The sequence below is a fragment of the Aeromonas sp. QDB23 genome (assembly GCF_027707745.1).
GTDB lineage: Bacteria > Pseudomonadota > Gammaproteobacteria > Enterobacterales > Aeromonadaceae > Aeromonas > Aeromonas allosaccharophila.
In genome coordinates this window covers 57,399-75,747 of sequence record NZ_JAPCJA010000014.1, presented here as the reverse complement: position 1 = coordinate 75,747, position 18,349 = coordinate 57,399, and the positions used below count along the sequence as shown (strand labels likewise).

At 59.1% G+C, this 18,349-nt stretch carries 9 protein-coding genes, 1 tRNA gene and 2 riboswitches; of the genes, 3 read left to right on the top strand and 7 right to left on the bottom strand.

The annotated features are described in order from the left end of the window. Window positions 1-113 precede the first annotated feature (113 nt). Both PG888_RS08675 and PG888_RS08670 read right to left on the bottom strand, forming a co-directional pair. Window positions 114-2,561, bottom strand: coding sequence for an ABC transporter permease (locus PG888_RS08675; protein ID WP_270693268.1), 2,448 nt, complete (start codon window positions 2,559-2,561; stop codon window positions 114-116). A gap of 36 nt (window positions 2,562-2,597) precedes the next feature. Then, complete coding sequence (locus PG888_RS08670) at window positions 2,598-3,293, bottom strand: ABC transporter ATP-binding protein (RefSeq protein WP_270693267.1); 696 nt, start codon at window positions 3,291-3,293, stop codon at window positions 2,598-2,600. A 56-nt stretch (window positions 3,294-3,349) separates the two neighbouring features. Here PG888_RS08670 and PG888_RS08665 point away from each other — a divergent pair, with 56 nt between their 5' ends. Continuing rightward, window positions 3,350-3,961 (top strand): arylesterase, encoded by a 612-nt coding sequence (locus PG888_RS08665; RefSeq protein ID WP_270693266.1) that lies wholly within the window; start codon window positions 3,350-3,352, stop codon window positions 3,959-3,961. Between the two features lie 89 nt (window positions 3,962-4,050). On the opposite strand, the gene PG888_RS08660 is transcribed toward PG888_RS08665, so the two are convergent. Both PG888_RS08660 and PG888_RS08655 read right to left on the bottom strand, forming a co-directional pair. Further along, window positions 4,051-4,995 carry a chemotaxis protein CheV gene (locus PG888_RS08660; protein WP_042060964.1) on the bottom strand — a complete coding sequence of 315 codons (945 nt, stop codon included), beginning with the start codon at window positions 4,993-4,995 and terminating at the stop codon, window positions 4,051-4,053. 139 nt (window positions 4,996-5,134) lie between these two features. Beyond that, window positions 5,135-8,164 carry a glycosyl hydrolase family 18 protein gene (locus PG888_RS08655; RefSeq protein ID WP_409450781.1) on the bottom strand — a complete coding sequence of 1,010 codons (3,030 nt, stop codon included), beginning with the start codon at window positions 8,162-8,164 and terminating at the stop codon, window positions 5,135-5,137. A 115-nt stretch (window positions 8,165-8,279) separates the two neighbouring features. Beyond that, window positions 8,280-8,362: riboswitch (cyclic di-GMP riboswitch) on the bottom strand. Window positions 8,363-8,656: 294 nt separating this feature from the next. Here PG888_RS08655 and PG888_RS08650 point away from each other — a divergent pair. Continuing rightward, a complete protein-coding gene (locus PG888_RS08650) occupies window positions 8,657-10,798 on the top strand; it encodes an ExeM/NucH family extracellular endonuclease (RefSeq protein WP_270693265.1) in 2,142 nt (713 codons plus the stop codon). A gap of 169 nt (window positions 10,799-10,967) precedes the next feature. Here PG888_RS08650 and PG888_RS08645 read toward each other — a convergent pair. The 3 genes from PG888_RS08645 to PG888_RS08635 all read right to left on the bottom strand — a co-directional run bounded on the left by PG888_RS08645 (window position 10,968) and on the right by PG888_RS08635 (window position 16,461). Next, a tRNA-Ala gene (locus PG888_RS08645) sits at window positions 10,968-11,043 on the bottom strand. A gap of 744 nt (window positions 11,044-11,787) precedes the next feature. Beyond that, window positions 11,788-13,761, bottom strand: coding sequence for a glycoside hydrolase family 19 protein (locus tag PG888_RS08640; protein ID WP_442866241.1), 1,974 nt, complete (start codon window positions 13,759-13,761; stop codon window positions 11,788-11,790). 81 nt (window positions 13,762-13,842) lie between these two features. Then, window positions 13,843-16,461, bottom strand: coding sequence for a glycosyl hydrolase family 18 protein (locus PG888_RS08635; RefSeq protein ID WP_270693264.1), 2,619 nt, complete (start codon window positions 16,459-16,461; stop codon window positions 13,843-13,845). 98 nt (window positions 16,462-16,559) lie between these two features. Further along, window positions 16,560-16,647: riboswitch (cyclic di-GMP riboswitch) on the bottom strand. A gap of 314 nt (window positions 16,648-16,961) precedes the next feature. On the opposite strand from PG888_RS08635, the gene PG888_RS08630 reads away from it, so the two are divergent. After that, window positions 16,962-18,197 (top strand): sensor domain-containing diguanylate cyclase, encoded by a 1,236-nt coding sequence (locus PG888_RS08630; protein ID WP_270693263.1) that lies wholly within the window; start codon window positions 16,962-16,964, stop codon window positions 18,195-18,197. Window positions 18,198-18,349 lie beyond the last annotated feature (152 nt).

Here is an 18,349-nt window from a genome sequence, read left to right as displayed (position 1 = left end):
GCTGCGTTCGCTCGCCAACACCTCACATAACAAGCAGCCCGGCCAATGGCCGGGCTGCTTGCTTATTGTGGATGCTCGATTGCACTTTGTGGCATCGGCTCGTTCTGGCGGGGTTACAACAACCCCTGACCCAACCCCCGCAGCCGATCGCTCAGGGTGCCAGCCAGCAGCTGACGCTGCATCCCCTGCCCCGCCAGCGTCACCAGCAAGGCTCCCAGCGTCGGCAGGCCGAGCCAGATGGCCCAGTGGAACTGCCACTGCCCCTCGAACCACCACCACTGCAGGCCAAGGGAGCAGAGCTCCACCACCATGGCGGCACAGAGCCCCGCCAGCGCACCACTGGCCACCAGCTCCCAGCGCAACATCTTTTTCAGCAGGTCGCTGCTGGCCCCAAGGGTGCGCATCAGCAGCAGCTCGCGCCGACGCTGAGCCATGCTGGCCTGGGTCTGGGTCAGCAGCACCAGCAGCGCGGCCACCGTCACCAGCCCCAGCATCAGCGCCAGCGCCCGGCTCACCTGCTCCGATACCTGAGTGAGCCGCGCAATCAGATCATCCACATCGATCAGGCTCACCGTGGGATGACGGCGAATAAGCTCCACCTCGGCAGTGCGCCCCACCTCGGGCAGCCGGTAGCTGCCCAGCCAGGTGCTTGAGAAGGGGGCCAGCAGATCCCCGGAGAAAATCATGTAGAAGTTGGGCCGCATATTGTCCCACTTGATGCTGCGCAAACTGGTGACCCTGGCGCCGAAGCTGCGCCCCTCGATGGTAAAGGCGAGCATGTCCCCCAGCTTGATATCGAGCCGCTTGGCCAGCTCGCTATCCACCGACACCTCGCCGGGGCCGGCGAGCCATTTCCCGGCCACCAGCTTGTTGTCGGTTGGCAGGGTGGCTGTGGTGGTGAAGTTGAGCTCCCGATCGACCCCTTCACGGCCACTGCTGGCCCCCTCGCCCACCGCCTCACCGGCGATATGGGTCAGCCTGCCGCGCACCATGGGATAGAAGTCAGAGGTGGTGGCCCCCGCCGCGACCAGTTCGCTCAGGATCCCCTCCCGCTCGTTTTCGGCCACATTGACCAGAAACCGGTTGGGCGCATCGACGGGCAGACGAGCCGAAAACTCATCCAGCAGATCGACCCGGGCCGCCCAGAGCAAACCAAACAACATCAATGCCAGCGCAAACCCCGCCAGCTGGAACAGGCCGCTGCTGCGCTCGCGCGACAGGTGTGCCAGCGCCAGCCGCAAGGCATGAGGCCCGTTCACTTTTGCTCCCAGCCGCAACATCAGCGCCGCCAGCAGGGCCAGCAGCCCCATCAGCAAGCCCATGCCACCGACCAGACCCAGTGCCAGCCGCACATCGGCGGTAAAGCCCCAGACCAGCACAAACAGCCCGAGCAAACCGACCGGCAGCGCCAGCCAGGGGGGAATACCCGCCTCCAGCTCGCGGCGCAGTACCCGCAGCGGCGGCACCTTCAGCAGCCGCAAGAAGGGGACAAAAGCGAGCAGCAGGGTGATAAAGAGCGCCACCGCTACACCCAGAGCAAAGGGGCGCCAGGAGGGAGGCGGCAGATCCGGCGGCAGCAGGTCCCCCAGCAGTTGCAAGGTGATCCACTGCATGGCAGTGCCCGCCACCAGCCCCAGCAACGCGCCGATTAGCGTCAACGACAGCAGCAGGGTTCCCATCAGTTGCCAGAGCGAGCGACGGGATGCCCCCAGCGTTTTGAGCAGCGCCACCATATTGGTCTGGCGCTCGGCAAAGTGGCGCACCGCGATGCCCATCGCCAGCGCCCCCAACAATACCCCGCTTAGCGAGGCAAGCCGGAAGAAACGTTCGGCATTGGCCAGCGAGCGGCCCACCCGGGATTCGCTGTCATCCGGTTTGATCCACTTCTGTCCGGCCTGCAACTGCGGCAGTAGCCACTGTTCGTAACGGGCCAGCGACTCTCGCGGCCCCTTGAACAGATAGCGCCACTGCTGGCGGCTGCCCGGCAACAGGGCGCCGGTCGCCTCGATATCTGCACTGTGGATCAGCGCCCGCGGCGCCAGCAGGAAGGGGCTGAAGCCCTGATCCGGCTCCTCGCCAAGCAGACCGGCCACCTTGAGCACTGTATTGCCTACCTCCAGCTCATCCCCCGTTTTGGCCTTAAGCAGCTGCATCACCCGGGCGGAGAGCCAGATCTCGCCGGGGGCCGGGGCGCGGGCCGGTTCCAGCGCCAGCTTGCCGTAGAAGGGGAAACCGTCGGGCACCGCCCGAATGGAGGCGAGCTGTAACGCATCGCCGTGAAACAGCATGCTGTTGAAGCTGACGGTGGTCTGCACCGCCAAGCCATCCTGTTTCGCCCGGGCCAACCAGCCATCCGGCAGAGCAGCGGCAGTGCGCAGCACCCGATCCGCCCCGATAAAATCACGGCCCGACGCCTTGAGTCCGGCATCGAGCCGATCCGCCACCAGCGCCACACTCAAGACGCACGCCACGCTCAGTGCCAGCGCCAGCACAAACCAGCGCAGCTCGCCGCTGAAACCTTCCCGGCGAAGCAGCCGCCATCCCAATCGCCACTGCATCATCCCTTGCATCTCCCGCCTGATCCGCAGCTCACCCCGTTACACCACATCATGGGCCACCTCGCGATCCAGTCTGCCCGCCGTCATGACCAGCTGCCGCTGGCAACGCTCGGCCAGCTGATGATCATGGGTCACTACCACCAGGGTGGTGCCATGCTTGCGATTGAGTTCAAACAGCAACTCGATCACCTTCTCGCCGGTCTTGCTGTCGAGGTTGCCGGTCGGCTCGTCCGCCAACAGCAGGCTGGGCCGGGTCATAAAGGCGCGGGCGATAGCCACCCGCTGCTGCTCACCGCCAGAGAGCCGTGGCGGCAGATGGTGCAACCGCTCGCCAAGCCCGACCGCGGCCAGCAGCTCGCGGGCTCTTGGCTCGCAATCCCGCCCACCGCGCAACTCGGCGGGCAGCATCACATTCTCGAGCGCCGTCATGGTTGGGAGCAGCAGGAACGACTGGAACACAAAGCCGATCTGCTCGGCGCGCAATCTGGCCCGCCCTTCTTCATCCAGCTCACCCAGGGATTTTCCGAGGATCTCGATATCCCCCTGACTCGGCAGGTCGAGTCCGGCTAGCAGCCCCAGCAGGGTGGACTTGCCGGAGCCGGAGGCGCCGACCAGAGCCACCGTCTCGCCGCTATTGACTTGCAGATCGATCCCTTCAAGGATGGTGAGGCTTTCCTGGCCGAGGCGAACCGATTTGCCGAGGCCCTTGACGACAATAATGGGGGTTGAACTCATGCTCTGTGTCCTTTGTTCCAATCCCTTGATGGCAATCCATAGCGGGAGTTGAATTGATGGTGCGTATTCTGTTTGCCTTGTTGGTTGGCCTTGGCAGCCTGATCTCGTCGGTTCAGGCCCAGACCCTGCTGGTGCTGGGAGACAGCCTGAGCGCCGGCTATCAGATGCAAGTTGAGCAGAGCTGGCCCGCCCTGCTCAACCAGAAATGGCAGGAGGAGGGGGGCAAACACACCCTGCTCAATGCCAGCATCAGCGGTGAAACGACGCAAGGGGCGCTGGCCCGTCTGCCCGCCCTGCTGAAAGAGCACAATCCCGACTGGCTGCTGATCGAACTGGGGGGCAACGACGGTCTGCGCGGCTTCGCGCCGACCATTACTCGCCAGAATCTGGCCAATATGATCGCGCTCGCCAAGGAGCAGCAGACCCGTGTGGTGTTGACCCAGATCCAGCTGCCCCGCAACTACGGTGCCCGCTACCTGCGCCAGTTCGAGCAGATCTTCCCTGAACTGGCAGAGATCAACGATCTGCCGCTGCTGCCCTTCTTCATGGATGATATTGCGCAGCGCCCTGAACTTATGATGAACGATGGCATTCATCCCACCCCGGCGGCCCAGCCCCAAATCCGCGATAAAGTGGCCCGCTTTATGGAGCCGCTGCTCAGCCAATAATTCGCCTCTCTGAGCCATATCCCATAAACAAACATCCCGCCGAAGCGGGATGATTTGTTATTGATTGAGAAAAACCGGTTGGCTGCCTCTCAGTTTTCCAGCACCTGGCGCAACCGCTCCTGCGTGACGCCCACCAGCAGATCGGGCTGGAACTTGGAGATAAAGCGGTCACAACCTACTTTCTTGACCATGGCCTCGTTGAAATTGCCACTGAGTGAAGTATTGAGGGTGATAAAGAGATCGGACATGCGCGGATCGCTGCGCACCTCGTGGGTCAGGCGGTAGCCGTCCATCTCCGGCATCTCGGCATCGGTGATCATCAGCAGGATCTCGTCGGTCACCTTCTTGCCAGCATCGCACCACCCCTTGAGCAGGGTCAGCGCCTGCAAACCATCCTGACACTCGATCACCTCAAGCCCAAGCTGGCCCAGGGTCTCGCGCACCAGATTGCGGGCGGTGCTGGAGTCATCGACGATCAGCACTTTGCGGCCATGCATCTCGGGCAAGATCTCCCGATCCAGCACCTCTTCGGAGATCCGGATGTCATAGGTAATGATCTCCGCCAGCACCTTCTCCACATCGATGATCTCGACAATCTGATCGACCCCCTCTTCCGGGATCCGGGTGATGGCGGTGAGGTAGTTGGCGCGCCCGGCCGAGCGCGGCGGCGGCAGGATATCCTTCCAGGTCATGTTGACGATGTTGGCCACCTGCCCCACCAGAAAGCCCTGAATGGTACGGTTGTACTCGGTGATGATGAGGTTGGATTCACTGTCGATGGGCATGGGGCGCATACCGATGGCGCTGCGCAGGTTGATCACCGGGATCGAGGTACCGCGGATATTGGCCACCCCGCTGATATTGTGGTGGGAACCCGGCATCTTGCTGAGGTGGGGCAGCTTGACCACTTCCCGCACCTTGAATACGTTGATGGCGAACATCTGACGGGTGCCGAGACGAAACATCAACAACTCGAGGCGGTTTTCACCCACCAGTTGAGTTCGTTGATCAACGGAATCCAATATACTCGCCATACGCTGATATCCATCTGATTATTAATCGACTCTATTATAGAGGCTGCCTGTCAGGAAAGGCAGACGCATTTTCAACCAGAGCGACCAATCAGACAAAAAAAGTGAGGCCGAAGCCTCACTTATCTCATTGATTTTAAAATCAATAGCTACATACGGATTTCCAGCTGCCATCGGTTGCCTTGGGCTCGCTGCTGGTCCACCAGTTCGCCTGCCACACCACCTTGTTATGGGTAATGCGATCGCCGCCATTGGCATGATCCCCTTGCGGCCAGCTCGGATAGGCCTTGTAGGCCGCCGGATTGACGTTCTGGCTGCTGCAGCTGGTGCCCGGATTCTCACCGCCACCCGAGCCCAGCACGGCCTCCGGCAGGGTCGGGAACTCAGCCTTGAGCCCGATGGTCTGGCTGCCGCTGATGATGCGCATCCCGCTCGGCACACCCGCCGCAGGCAGGTAGTAGGTCATCGCGACTTCAATCTCGGCCCCCGGCGCCAGGGTCTGCCAGCCCGGCAGGTTCATGGCGACCTTGTGGAAGTCCTTCTCGTTGGCTATGCCTTCCGAGTTGTCGTTGCCACCACTCTCCACCACTTTCAGCCCCATGCCACTCTGATCCGTGATGGTGTCAGAGGTGGAGGTGGGCACCAGAAACTCGATGCGCGCGCCGCCCGGAATGGTCTGGGTCGACTTGTTGACCAGCTTGAGTTTCGGGTTGATCGGGTAGTTGGAGTCCCCTTCCTTGAAGCCGGAGAGGCTGACCTGGATGTCGAGCTGGGCGCTCGGCGCGGCCAGATCATTCTGCTTGGTGTTGTACGGGGTTGCCTTGGCGAACTTGTCGTAGGCAAGAGTAGTCAGGGTGCTGCCCATCCCGTACTCGTTCTTGGCCGGATCGAAGGCGTAGTCACCCGCCATCTCCCAGAACATCACGCCCCCCAGACCGCGCTTGATGATGTAGTCCAGCTTGTGGCCCATGGACTCTTCATCTTCGGTAGAGAGGAACACCTTCTTCTCTTCGTTCCACAACCAGGGCGCGTGGGCCTTGTCATCGTAGTAACGCACATACTTGCCCTGCATCACGTGAGCCGGATTGTTGGGATCCAGACCCCAGGCGGTGCCGTAGCTCGGCAACGTGGTGATGCCGAGGCTGGCCGCATTCTCCAGGTTCTTGGCATGCCACATGGGAACGGCGCCACCGCCGATCTCTTTGCCATTCTTGTCGAGATCATGCCAGATGTTGTCGATGCCGACCGCACCGTTGCCGCACGGAATGGTGCTGCCACCGGTGCCCGGCTGACAATCACTCTGACTCGGCAAGGCCGCCTTGCCACCCAACCCGTGACTGCCACCACTCACCCCCTGCCAACCGCGGGTGTAATAGGGCACACCGACGTTGATCTTGCCGGCCGCCAGCGCACCGCGGAAGTAGTGGGCAGACCAGGCGGCGTTGAGGTAACCGATGCCGCCAAACTGGGTCTGGGTATAGACGCCCCAGTGGGAGAGCTCGGGGTCGGCATTGTTGTCGAACAGCGCCGCGTTGTGACCGACAAAGTGGTTCCAGGCACCGTGGAAGTCATAGGTCATCAGGTTGACGTAATCGAGGTACCGGGTGACCTGGAAGTTCTCCATCCCGCGCAGCAGATAGGCCGAGGCCGGTGAGGCGATGGTCAGCATGTACTTGCGGCCATCTTCGTTACCGGCGTTGTCGAGCCGCGCCCGCAAGGTCTTCATCAGCACCTCGTAGTTGGCAAACAGCTTGGCCCGGCACTGGTTGGAGAGCGGGAAATCGTTGGGGTTGCCCGCATCCTTCATCGAGGTGGGGTATTCGTAGTCGATATCGACCCCGTCAAAGCCGTACTGGCGGATAAAGCTCACCGCCGAGTCAGCCAGGGTGTTGATACCGGCAGTATTGACCGAGCAGTCACCCTTGGTGGTGGCGGTGTAGAAGCCCCGCGTATCGGCCCAGCCCCCGACGGAGATGAGGGTCTTCACATCCGGATACTGCTTCTTGTACTTCGACAGCAGGTTGAAGTGGCCCTTGTAGGCAAATTCAGGATCCATCTCGGCACCCGGCACACCATCCCAGGTCATCTTGGTGGCAGCGTCGTCCACCTTGACCTGATGGCTCTGTTCATCCACCGCCGCGAAGGCGTAGTTGATGTGGGTGATCTTGTTCCACGGAATATCGCTCACCAGATAGGCGGGCAGGCCATTCTTGCCGGTGCGCCAGGAGGTGAAGTAGCCGATGACCCGGCGGGCATGGTCATCCCCCATGCACTCGTAGCCATCCGGACGGTAGATCTGGCGGATATCACAGGAGAGGTTACCGCCATCGGGCGGCAGCGCGGCTTCCTCGACAGTGACGGTCACCGCCGCCGACTCGCCGCTCAGATTGGTCTTGTCTGTGGCCACCAGCTTGAGGGCGGCACTGCCCTTGGCATCCGGCGTCCAGTTCACCTGCCAGGGGGCTGTGGTATCTTCGCCCACCTTCTTGCCATCGACATAGAGCTCAACTTTGGCCACATCGTTGTTGGCATCGGTGACATTGCCACTCACCGCCACACTGCGACCCAGGGTCACCTTGGCGCCGCTGGCCGGGCTGCTGATGCTCGCCTTGGGCGCCTCTGGCGCGGCCACGGCGGCGACGCTGAAGCTGGAATCTGCCTCGCTCAGCAGCTTGCCATCTTTATCCAGCGCGCGCGCTTTGAGGACATGGGCCCCCACACCGGCGGCACTCCAGCTGGCATTCCAGGGCGAAGCGTTCGCCGTGGCGACCAGCTTGCCATCGACAAGGTATTCGACTTTGACCAGCGCCGTCACCGGGCCGCTCAGGGTCACCGCCAACGCCACGCTGGCGCCTTCATTGAAACTGGCACCGGTAGCCGGTGAACTGACGGCCACGCCGAGCGCCGGAGGGGGCACTTCGCCGCCATAGAGCTTCCAGGCATCGGCCCAGACCACGCCGACACCCGGCTCATAGTGATAGGGGGATGCCCCGCACCAGCCTGAATAGGGAAATTCTTTGCACTCGTAGAGGGCGCCGACGTTGCTGACGATATCGCCAGCCTTGTAGGCCGTGCCGGACTTGTAGGCGGGATAAGCGGCCTGAGCCCAGGCTGGCGCAGCCGCAAGGGCGACCAGCATGGCAAGCCTGCTGGGTCTGAAGAGCTGTTGCATATTGTTATCTTCCTTGTTTTGTCTTGGCATGGTTCACCAAGGCAAAGAACAATCGCAACCTGCGTGATGGGCGCAGACAACTGGCAATGGACCTGCCACAAAAACCACCCTCACCCAGGGAAACCCCGCTATCTGGATCCATGATCCAGACCGGAGGCATTGCGCCCCGACATCACTGCCGGTTTGCCCTTTACCTGGGTTCCGTGAGGAACGAGCCCAGTATAGAAAGGCAACACTCCCCCCTCAATCTTTATTCTCAAAGAGAATTATCCCCTGCCACGAAAGCGTCATGAACACAGGGTTAGAATTGATTGATTTATCAAAAAAATCATACTGTTACAGGGATCATAAAAAACGCTTTTCCGCACCTTCTCAGATTCGCTTAATGTGCGTTGGCTCACTGGTACGACATGCCAGAAATGTGACAATGCGCGCCCTTGGTCAACGAGCCAAGGCTATGGAATCACTGGCAAAAATAAAAAAGGAACACCTATGAAAGGTACTCGAACCCTGCTGTCGCTGGCCGTGGGGCTGGCACTTGCATCTCCTTCTGTCTACGCCGCATTTACCTGCCCAGCTGACGGGGCCCTCACTCCCATACCGGTTATTCAAGGTATTGGTGACAAGAGTCCGCTCATTCCAGCCGATAAATTTGAAAGCCCGCAAAGCGTAAATGTCAAAGCTGTTGTCTCGGCACTTGGAGAAAGTCTCAATCAGGGTTTTTATCTGATTGATCCCACTGGAGATGGCAATCCACAAACCTCGGATGGCATTTTTGTCTTCCCGGAAGACAAAAACTTCCTCAATAACAACCCTGATATCAAGCCTGGCGCCCAAGTCTGTCTGGAAGCCAAAGTCGCCGAATATTATGGCCACACCCAGTTGAAGCTAGTCAAAGATGGTACAACGCCAAGGATGGAGGTACTTGCTCAAGGGGTGGCCCCCGCGGCAACCCCCTTCCGGGTACTGGACAATGAAAACTTGGCCCGTGCACTTGAAAGACATGAAGGGATGCGCATCAGGCTCGATGCAGATAGTGCGCTGAAGATCAGCCGTAACTTCAGCTATGACTACGCCGCCAAGCGCAACAACCTTGTCCTATCCCACATGGAACCACTCTTCAAGCCAACACAGCTGTATGCAGCCAACAGCAAAGAAGCCAAGGCATTGGCCAAAAACAATGCCCGCAACAGAGTGTTTCTTGAATCAGATGTCAAAGCCGCTAATGGCAAACTTCCCTGGCTACCTAACTGGGAACCTGAGCTGGGCTACTTGCGAATCGGCGATGCGCCGGTCAATCTGGAAGCTATGGTGAGCTACAGCTACAACGAATACCGGCTGATTGTGCCAAAAGATCAGATGATTACCGTAGGTGACTTATTGCGGACCAGCGACAACGATCGCCAAAATGCCCCTGCCCGAACCGCTGGATCAGATCTGCGAGTCGGCAGCTTCAACGTACTCAACTACTTCACCAGTAATCCTGCTATTGGTGGAGCACTAAACCCCCTGTGTGGCAGCAGCTACAGCGATGCATGTAACCGGGGCGCCAAAAATCTGGAGGACTTCCAGCAACAGCGAACCAAAATCGTCAACGCGATCACCGAGATGGATGCTGACGTGCTTGGCCTGATGGAACTGGAAAATAACGGTTTTGATGATCATTCCGCCATCAACGATCTGGTGCAAAGTCTCAATGCCAAGCAAAAAGATTCAGGCAAGCAGTACAACTTCGTAACTGTGCCAAAATCACTGCTCGATCAGGAGCGCTTCTTCGGTAGCGATGCCATTATGGTGGCGATGATTTATCGGCCAGCCAAGCTGACCCCACAGGGTGATGCCAACATCATCACACTACCGGTACAAAAATATCAGGATGCGAAAGGTGCCGAGAAGCAGGCTTCACAGCGCGACGCTCTGGTGCAGACCTTTACCGTCAAGGGCAGCAAGGAACCACTGACGTTGGTGGTCAACCACCTCAAGTCCAAGGGGTCAGGCTGTCTGGAAAATCTGGATGGCAAAGAGCCTGCCGACCTGCAAGGCAAATGCACAGAGTTTCGGGTTTCCGCCGCCAAGGTGCTGGGTGAAGCGGTCAGCAAACTGCCGGGCCAGGTAATGCTGGTAGGTGATTTCAACTCCTACGCCAAAGAAGACGCGATTAGAGTGTTGACCGACTATGTGCCAACCGATAGCCAGCGCAAGATCGTTTCGGCGGCCAAAACCTTCCTCGGCGACAAAGTCTATGAACAAACCGGCAGCGAAGTCACCAAAAGCTACGGTCTGATCGACCTGAATGTCAAATTCAACAAAGAGAAGGCCATCTCCTACAGCTATGAGGCTGAGCTCGGCACCCTAGACTACGCCCTCGCCAACCCGGCGCTGGCCACTAAGGTAGTGGCGGTCGCAGACTGGCATATCAACTCATACGAAAGCAACCTGTTCGAATACGTACGGGACTTCACCGGCGACATGATCAAGTCTGACAACCCCTTTAGCGCCTCCGACCATGATCCCATCATCGTCGACCTGCGACTGGAGAGCGATGCCACCAAACCGGACACCTCATCCGGTGGCGGTGCGCTGGGACTCGGCCTGCTGGCCCTGCTGCCGCTGGCCTGGCGCCGTCGCCGTTAACCACGGCGCATCTGAATAGTGCAACCAAAGCCCGCGAGACCCGCGGGCTTTTTCGTTGGAGCAATGGATTTACATATAAAAAGCGCAGAAGTATGGGGAAAAGGAATGCGGGAGCAAACAAAAAGGCCACCGCGATGCGGTGGCCTTTTTGCTTCTTGTAACAAGAATTTGGTGGAGCTACGCGGGATCGAACCGCGGACCTCTTGCATGCCATGCAAGCGCTCTCCCAGCTGAGCTATAACCCCAACTCACCTCGGCGCTGACGAAGTTATCTCCGGCAACGGAGGCGCATGATAGGCATCACCCGCTTTGCTGTCAACCCTAAAATAACTGCGATTGATTCGTTTAGTCAAAATTGCAGCAGTTCGCTGTTTTTACCAGCAAGGAGCACGCTATCTCTCTGTTTTATGTCATAAATCGGCTCAAACCCCGATAACGCGCAAGTCATCAGGCATGCTTCCTTCTCTATATATGGCTCTCGCTCGCTGGCCTCTTTTGCTGGCTGGCAAGCAGGTTCTCCCCCGTCACCCCGGGAAAGCCTTTCCATAAAGAGCTTTGCATTTGAAAACCCTTTCCATGATTTTGGTAAATTTACAACGCAAAAAGTTGATCCAGCTCACAAATGGCCATAGGATCAAACCGTGACCTAGGTCACACACCATAACCATAAATGACAGAGCGATGAGGTAAACCATGTTTGAGAATCTGGCAGTCCTGCTCCGCCTCAAGGGCGCAACCACCAAGAGCGGCATTGTAGAGAAAGATGCCTATGCACCATCCACCCGTGAATACTACTTCCGCTACGGCAAATGAGCCGTGAAAGTATTTCACCAATAATAGTAATAAAACTACATCACACACATCCTGTCGCAGCGCCATCAGGTGCTGTCCTGTCTCGGCCAGAGCAATACCTCGGCCACACCTGAACTCCACCAAACAACAATGGGGCCCGCAGGCCCCATCTTTTATTGCATCGGCTCATTGCCGGATCACAGCTTGATCCAGGCATCGCTCCATGCGGTTCCCTTGCCGGGCTCATAGGCCCAGGCGGCACCGGAACACCAGCCGGTGTAGGGATGCGGTTTGCACTCGTAGCTGGCGTCGCCATTGCTGACGCGCTCGCCCGCTTTGTAGGGGGTGCCTGCCTTGTAGGCGGGGTAGTCGCCATCCGGCGGCGTCACGCCCCCCTCTTCCCCTTTGACCAGCAGGGCGTGGCTGGCGCTACGGCTCAGGCTCCCTTCATCGGCCACCGTCAGTTTGATATCCAGTTTGGTATCGCTGGCCGGCTTGGGCAGAGTCAGCTCCAGGGTCACCTGATCCAGCGCCGGGGCCGCGGCGCCGGCCGGAATGGTCCAGGCATAGCTCAGCGGCTTGCCTTCCGGATCGCTGGAGTGCTGGGCGGACAAGATCACCTTGCTGCCACCTTCAGCCTGCGCCGGGCCGGTGATAGCGGCCACCGGTGGCAGGTTGGTGCCGCCACCATTGTCTTCAATCACCAGCTCGGGATAGAAGTGCTGGACGCAGCGGCTGTAGTCACCCTCCTTGAAGGCGCTGAAGCGGGTCTGGTAGCCCACCAGCTTGCACGCATAGCTCTTGCCGCCGTTGGGGTTCTCGGCCACATAGCTCCAGTCCTGCTCCCAGTAGATGGGCAGGGCACCGGAGCCCTGGTTGTCAAAGTACTTCATGTTCTTGCAACCGAGCACTTCGTCAGCGGGAACCGCCACGGCCAGATAGTTGGCAAATTCACGATAGTAGTTGATGCGGTTCTGGGACTGCGCGTGTTCGGCACTGCCACCACACTCCACCCCGCCGTTGATGATCTGGGTGGTCACCCCGAAACCGGGTACCAGACCGTTCTGCTTGTCGTGCTCGTTCGGCTGCCAGGTGCCGTCGATGACATGGAGCATGGAGGGCTTGGGCGGCTGCGGATAGGTATAGAAGAACACCGCGCTGGCGAGGTTCAACCAGCTGTCGGCCACCAGCTCCGGCTGGTCGAGCAGGGTGCGCACCGTGCCGAACATCGCCTCGGAGAAGGGGCCATAGTTGTAGTTGTAAGAGAGCTGCTTGGCACCGCGACCGAAATAGCTCTTGAACTCGCCATTGTCGAAGGTGCCGCATGGCCACTGCTGACCCTGCCATACACTGGGACTGCACTCGGCGTTGTAACCACCGCGCATCGCTTCAGTCCACCCCATTTCACGGACATAGACCAGCGCCTGACGCCACTCGGCCTCCGGACGCCAGCTCTCGTGGCCGCCGGTCTCCTGGGCGAAGTGGGCGAACATGGTCGCCAGGGTCTTGCGACAGATGGCCTCGGCATCACGACCATCGCTGTAGTTGCTGCACAGGGCCGGGAACTTGGCGGCCGCCTGCAACAGGCCGCGATAGGTATACTCCGGAGCACGCAGCGGGAACAGGTAGTTGAACTGGCTTTCGCTCAGCAGGCTCTCTACCAGCTTGACGTTGTCCGGGTTATTGGCACGACCCGGTTGCACCGCTTCCACCACCAGATTGTCACGGGTAGCAATGGAGGCCTTGACCGCTTCCATCGCCGGGAAATCGGTCAGCGCCTGCTCTTTGGCATCCAGCTCGGCCTGGCTCATGTAAACAGGGGTAGTGCTGCCATCCGGCGGGGTGGGGGTCGGCGGCGTGGGCTTGTCATTGTCATCGCCATTATCCGGTGGGGTCACTTCCCCTTCGCCGATCAGTTTCCACGGGGTATCCCACTCGTTGGCCACCGCCATGCCGGGAGTCTGACCCGGATTGACCCACCACTTGGCCTCGAACACCTGGCCGTTGTAGTTGACCTGGCTACCGCCCGGATAGGATTTGTTGATGTCATATGCCTCGGCCGCCCACAGGTGGCCGCTCAGCATCAAGCTGGCAAGCTGGCAAGCTGGCAAGCTGGCAAGCTGGCAAGCTGGCAAGCTGGCAAGCAGAAGGGTGATGCGATTTTTTTTCATTATTGTTGCTCTCTGGCTAAATTTTTCAGCAGGAAAAGACGGGGTCTGAACAGACCCCGTTACCATCATAACGATCTCGACTTAACGGCAGCTTGCCGCCCCGACATCCAGCCAGACATCGTGCTTGCCCGGCTCGTTGCCCTGGGTCCACCATTTGGCCTTCCACTGACGGCCGTTGTGGTTGGTCAGATCACCGCCGTTGTAGGCAACGGCCGCGTTCCAGCCCAGATCAACCTGACTCAGCAGCGCCCACTGATCGGCGGAACGGCTCGGCTCATTGCCCTGAGTCCAGTACTTGGCACGCCATACCAGCTGGTTGTGGCTCACCTTGTCACCGCCGTTATAGACCTTGCTGACCTGCCATGCAGGGACGCTGGCTGCTTCCGGGTCGGTGGTATTGCAAGAGCCCCCCTCACCGCCTTCGTTGATCGGGGTAACGGTGAGGCGGGTTGCCGCGTTGGCGTCGAGCGCACCGTCAGAGACGGTCACGGAAAGGTCATAACCGGTTTCGACATCGACCGCCGGGCCGGTGACCACCAGGGTGGCGCTGCTCTGGCCGGTCGCCGTGATACCGGCAGGCACTTGCCATTGATAGATCAGCTCGTCGCCATTGGGGTCGGATGCCTTGGCAGTGATGCTCACCTGTTTGCCCGCTTCCACCTTGACGCTGGCGGGCAGGGTGACCACTGGTGGCAGGTTGGGTTGCGGCGCCTTGTTGGTCACCACCACCTCATCCCTGGCGGTCAGTTGATGGTCATCGGTCACGGTCAGCTCGAACACCAGCGCGGTATCGGCGCTCACGGCATTCACATCGACCCGCACCTTGGCCTGAGTGGCATCACCCAGCACGGCTTGTGGGCCGGAGAGCTGCTTCCAGCTGTACGTCAGGGTGCCTTTTTCCGGATCGTGAGAAGCGGAGCCATCCAGCGTCAGGGAGGCCGGACCGGTCACGGTCACATTGCTACCCGCGTTGGCAACCGGCGGCTTGTTGACCGGCGGGGTGATCCCCTCGCCATGGCCGAGCCCTTCGTGCATGGCGTTGAGGATGTCGCCGTTGTCGGCATCGATCTCCCAGGAGAAGAGACCGCCCAGCTTGTGAGTCAGCACATACTGGCCTTTCGCCTTGACCGAGCGCTCGTCGTCATAGGTGATCAGCTCGCCGGTGGAGGGCTTGAACAAGGTGGCCGCTTCGGCGGTCTCGTCGTAGTTGTACTCCCAACCCGCGCCCATGTGGCCGTTGACGATGTGGCGATAGTCCAGCACGCCATCTTCCCAGGTGCCCTTGATCTTGCCGGTGGCAGTGCCGGTGAAAGGATCGTTGCCCTGATAGCCGCTCACCCCTTTCCAGCCACGACCATAGGCCGCAGCCCCGATCACCAGCTTCCCGGAATCGACCCCCTGTGCCAGCAGTTGCTGCACTGCTGCATCGGTGTTGTAGCGCTTGTTGGCCGAGCCATTGGTGGCCTGGTACAGGTTGGCCTGATGGCCCAGAGAGGTGTTGCTCCAGCCACCGTTGTAGTCGTAACTCATCACGAAGAGGTGATCCATGTACTGCTGGGCAGCCTTGTAGTCCACATCCTCAATCTTGTCGTAACCGGCACCGATGGCAGAGGTGAGCTGATAGGTGCGACCGGTCTCGGCTTCCAGCTCGTCGAGCATGGCGCGCAGATCCTTCATGATCAGCACATAGGTTTCACCATCCTTGCTCTTGTCCCCCAGATTGGGGTTGGCACCGTCGCCGCCCGGAAATTCATAGTCGATATCGACACCGTCGAAGAACTTCCAGGTCTGCAGGAACTCTTTGACCGAGGCGACGAATACGTCACGCTTGGCCTTGTCATGCATAAAATAGAAGGGATCAGACAGGGTCCAGCCACCGACGGAGGGGAGGATTTTCAGGTCTGGATAGGCCTGCTTGAGGGCCATCAGGTTACCGAAGTTACCCTTGTAGGGCTCGTCCCAAGCTGTCAGTGCCCCCTGTCCCTGTTGTATTGCCGCCCAGGGATCGTGAATGGCAACCTGGAAATCCTTACGACCAGCACATGAATTCTGAAGTGCACGGAAACTGTTGCCGTTCTCGATCTCCTTGAGACTGTCATTGAGACCATCACCACCGCAAATCGGGGTGAAGCCATAGAGAATATGGGTCAGATTCTGCGCAGGGATCTTGTCTACCGTAAATTTGCGGCCATAACCCCCCCATTCGACAAAATAGGAACCAACCACCTTGTCGGATTTATTAACATAGGGCTTATTATTCTCCTGCAGAGCGCTCTTGAGCGGCGCGAGGTGGCTGCCATCGGTGTCGGCGACCACGATCTCCTTGGCATCGGACAGAGTGCAGCCATCGCCGTTGCACAGCGCGACCTGCATCTGATAGCGGCCCCCCTTGTGCACCTTAAAGGTGGCGGTGCCTGCCGCCGACGAGGGACCGGACCAGACTTCCTGGCCATCCAGCAGCACCTTGGCACTCTGACCAATATCGCCGCTCCAGATGTTCCAGGTGACGGTCACATCGGCGCCATCCTTGACCTTGACCAGCTCGTTATAAGCGGTCGCAGACTGATTGACTTCGACGATGGCAAACTTGGTGGGGCCCCAACCGATGGCGGGTTTGCCCGGTGCGGCAGCATGAGCGGCAGATGAGGCGAGCAGAGTACCGACCATCATGGCCAGCAATGCGGGTTTTGGACTTAGCATATTGCTTTCCTTTACGTTATGGAAAAACGAAAGGGCAACGCAACACGACAGGTAACACAAAAATGGCCACCCCTTGGCAAAGGCAGCCTGCATAACTCTGTGGTGGCCCCGCTATCCTAGGTCGATATGTCCCTTAGACCGGAAGCTTTGCGTCCCGACTTTTCAATCGGTTTGCCCTTGTCACAACTTTATTCTTGGCGATAAATAATCGCAGATTAACTTTAAGGTAATTCGGATAGCTAAGCAAATCCGACCATTGCCAGCCAAGCTGTTGCCAAGCTCACATTTCACTCACTTTTTTAGAATTAACGCTTAATAAACAGACTCATGCATGAAAGGAATGTCATCATCCCCAACCGAAGGCGGCGCGCCATTTATTGATCCAAATCACATCAACACGATAAAAATCAATCAGTAAGCGTATTTCACATCAAAATACCCATCTGCATCGCAATGTATGAATATATAATCGCCGTTTTGCATGACCATCAGGTGCCTTCATGCCCAGCGATCTCCCCTCACGCACCCGGCTATCCAGATACGACAAATTTGTTCGCCTGACGGTCTACACACTGCCACTGGCGGGGATAATCCTGCTGCTCAACAGCCTCAACGGCTGGCAGAAGGCACCGCTTGCCTGCACCTTGCTGCTCCAGAGCTACCTTATCTGCACCATCTGGCTCTATCGCCACTACCGCTACCATCTGCAGCGCCAGTGGCAGCATCTCAGTGAGGCGCTCCGGATCAACGAAATCACCGCCGAGCTGGCCCGCAACTCGGCGCAATACCAGACCGAAGAGGCCTTTCTGGAGGATCTGCTCAGACGGGCCGTGATGTTGATCCCGGGGGCCGAGATGGGCTGCCTGATCAAGCTGCTGCCGGGCACAGGGATGTTGAGATATGAAGCGGCCATCGGCATGGATCTGGTGAAACTGCGGCGGATCAATTTACCGCTTGAGCACACCTTTCAGTACAAGCTGACTCAGGGGCGCTGCAACAAAACGCTGCTGATCAACGACCTGTCGAAGATCAATGCCACCATGCCCCTGTCCGAACAGGACAAGGAGCTGCTGGTCAACTGCAGCGACCTGCCCATCCGGGCCACCCTGGCGACCCCAATCCATATCGATGGTCAGCTCTACGGCATGATCAATATGGACAGCAGCAAACGTCATGCTTTTACCCGCTACGACAGCCACCTGATGGCAATTCTGGCGCGGGATATTCGCCACGCCATCACCATCTATCAGCAGTCCCGCCGCATCTATCAGCTGGCCAATACCGACCAGCTGACCGGCCTCGCCAATCGCCAGCAATTCGAACTCGCTCTGCAGGCACAGCCGGAAGGCACCCTGCTGCTGATCGACATGGACAATCTCAAGCAGCTCAATGACAGCTGCGGCCATCTGGCGGGTGATCAGGCCCTGCGCCTGATCGCGGATGGCATACGCCAGCACTTCGGTCAGGGGGTGATTGCCGCCCGTTTTGGCGGGGATGAATTTGTGCTGCTCACCACTCTGGCACCGCCCACGCTGCAACAGACAATGACTATGCTGGCGACCATGCTGGCCAGCGCCTCCCCCACTATCTCGTGCAGCATGGGGATGGCCCCCTATCGCGGCGACTTTGCAGCCGCATTTGCCAGGGCCGATGCAGCCATGTATCAACACAAGCGGCGCCGCAAGGAGCAGCAGGCGGCACAGATGCCAGCTATCGGGGAGAGCATCAATCACTAGCCCGCAAGGGCCGCAGTCGTCGAGCAAGAGACAAGAAGGGAAGGGAAGGGAAGGGAAGGGAAGGGAAGGGAAGGGAAGCGAAGCGAAGCAAGTTGGCAGGCCTGCCAGCATTTAATTGTGCGGGGAGAAAAAACGGGGCATGACTGGCATGC

Excerpts from the sequence above, each read along its gene's own strand:
- PG888_RS08675 (WP_270693268.1), bottom strand. The coding sequence starts at position 2,561 with ATGATGCAGTGGCGATTGGGATGGCGGCTGCTTCGCCGGGAAGGTTTC.
- PG888_RS08670 (WP_270693267.1), bottom strand. The coding sequence starts at position 3,293 with ATGAGTTCAACCCCCATTATTGTCGTCAAGGGCCTCGGCAAATCGGTT.
- PG888_RS08665 (WP_270693266.1), top strand. The coding sequence starts at position 3,350 with ATGGTGCGTATTCTGTTTGCCTTGTTGGTTGGCCTTGGCAGCCTGATC.
- PG888_RS08660 (WP_042060964.1), bottom strand. The coding sequence starts at position 4,995 with ATGGCGAGTATATTGGATTCCGTTGATCAACGAACTCAACTGGTGGGT.
- PG888_RS08655 (WP_409450781.1), bottom strand. The coding sequence starts at position 8,164 with ATGCAACAGCTCTTCAGACCCAGCAGGCTTGCCATGCTGGTCGCCCTT.
- PG888_RS08650 (WP_270693265.1), top strand. The coding sequence starts at position 8,657 with ATGAAAGGTACTCGAACCCTGCTGTCGCTGGCCGTGGGGCTGGCACTT.
- PG888_RS08640 (WP_442866241.1), bottom strand. The coding sequence starts at position 13,761 with ATGAAAAAAAATCGCATCACCCTTCTGCTTGCCAGCTTGCCAGCTTGC.
- PG888_RS08635 (WP_270693264.1), bottom strand. The coding sequence starts at position 16,461 with ATGCTAAGTCCAAAACCCGCATTGCTGGCCATGATGGTCGGTACTCTG.
- PG888_RS08630 (WP_270693263.1), top strand. The coding sequence starts at position 16,962 with ATGCCCAGCGATCTCCCCTCACGCACCCGGCTATCCAGATACGACAAA.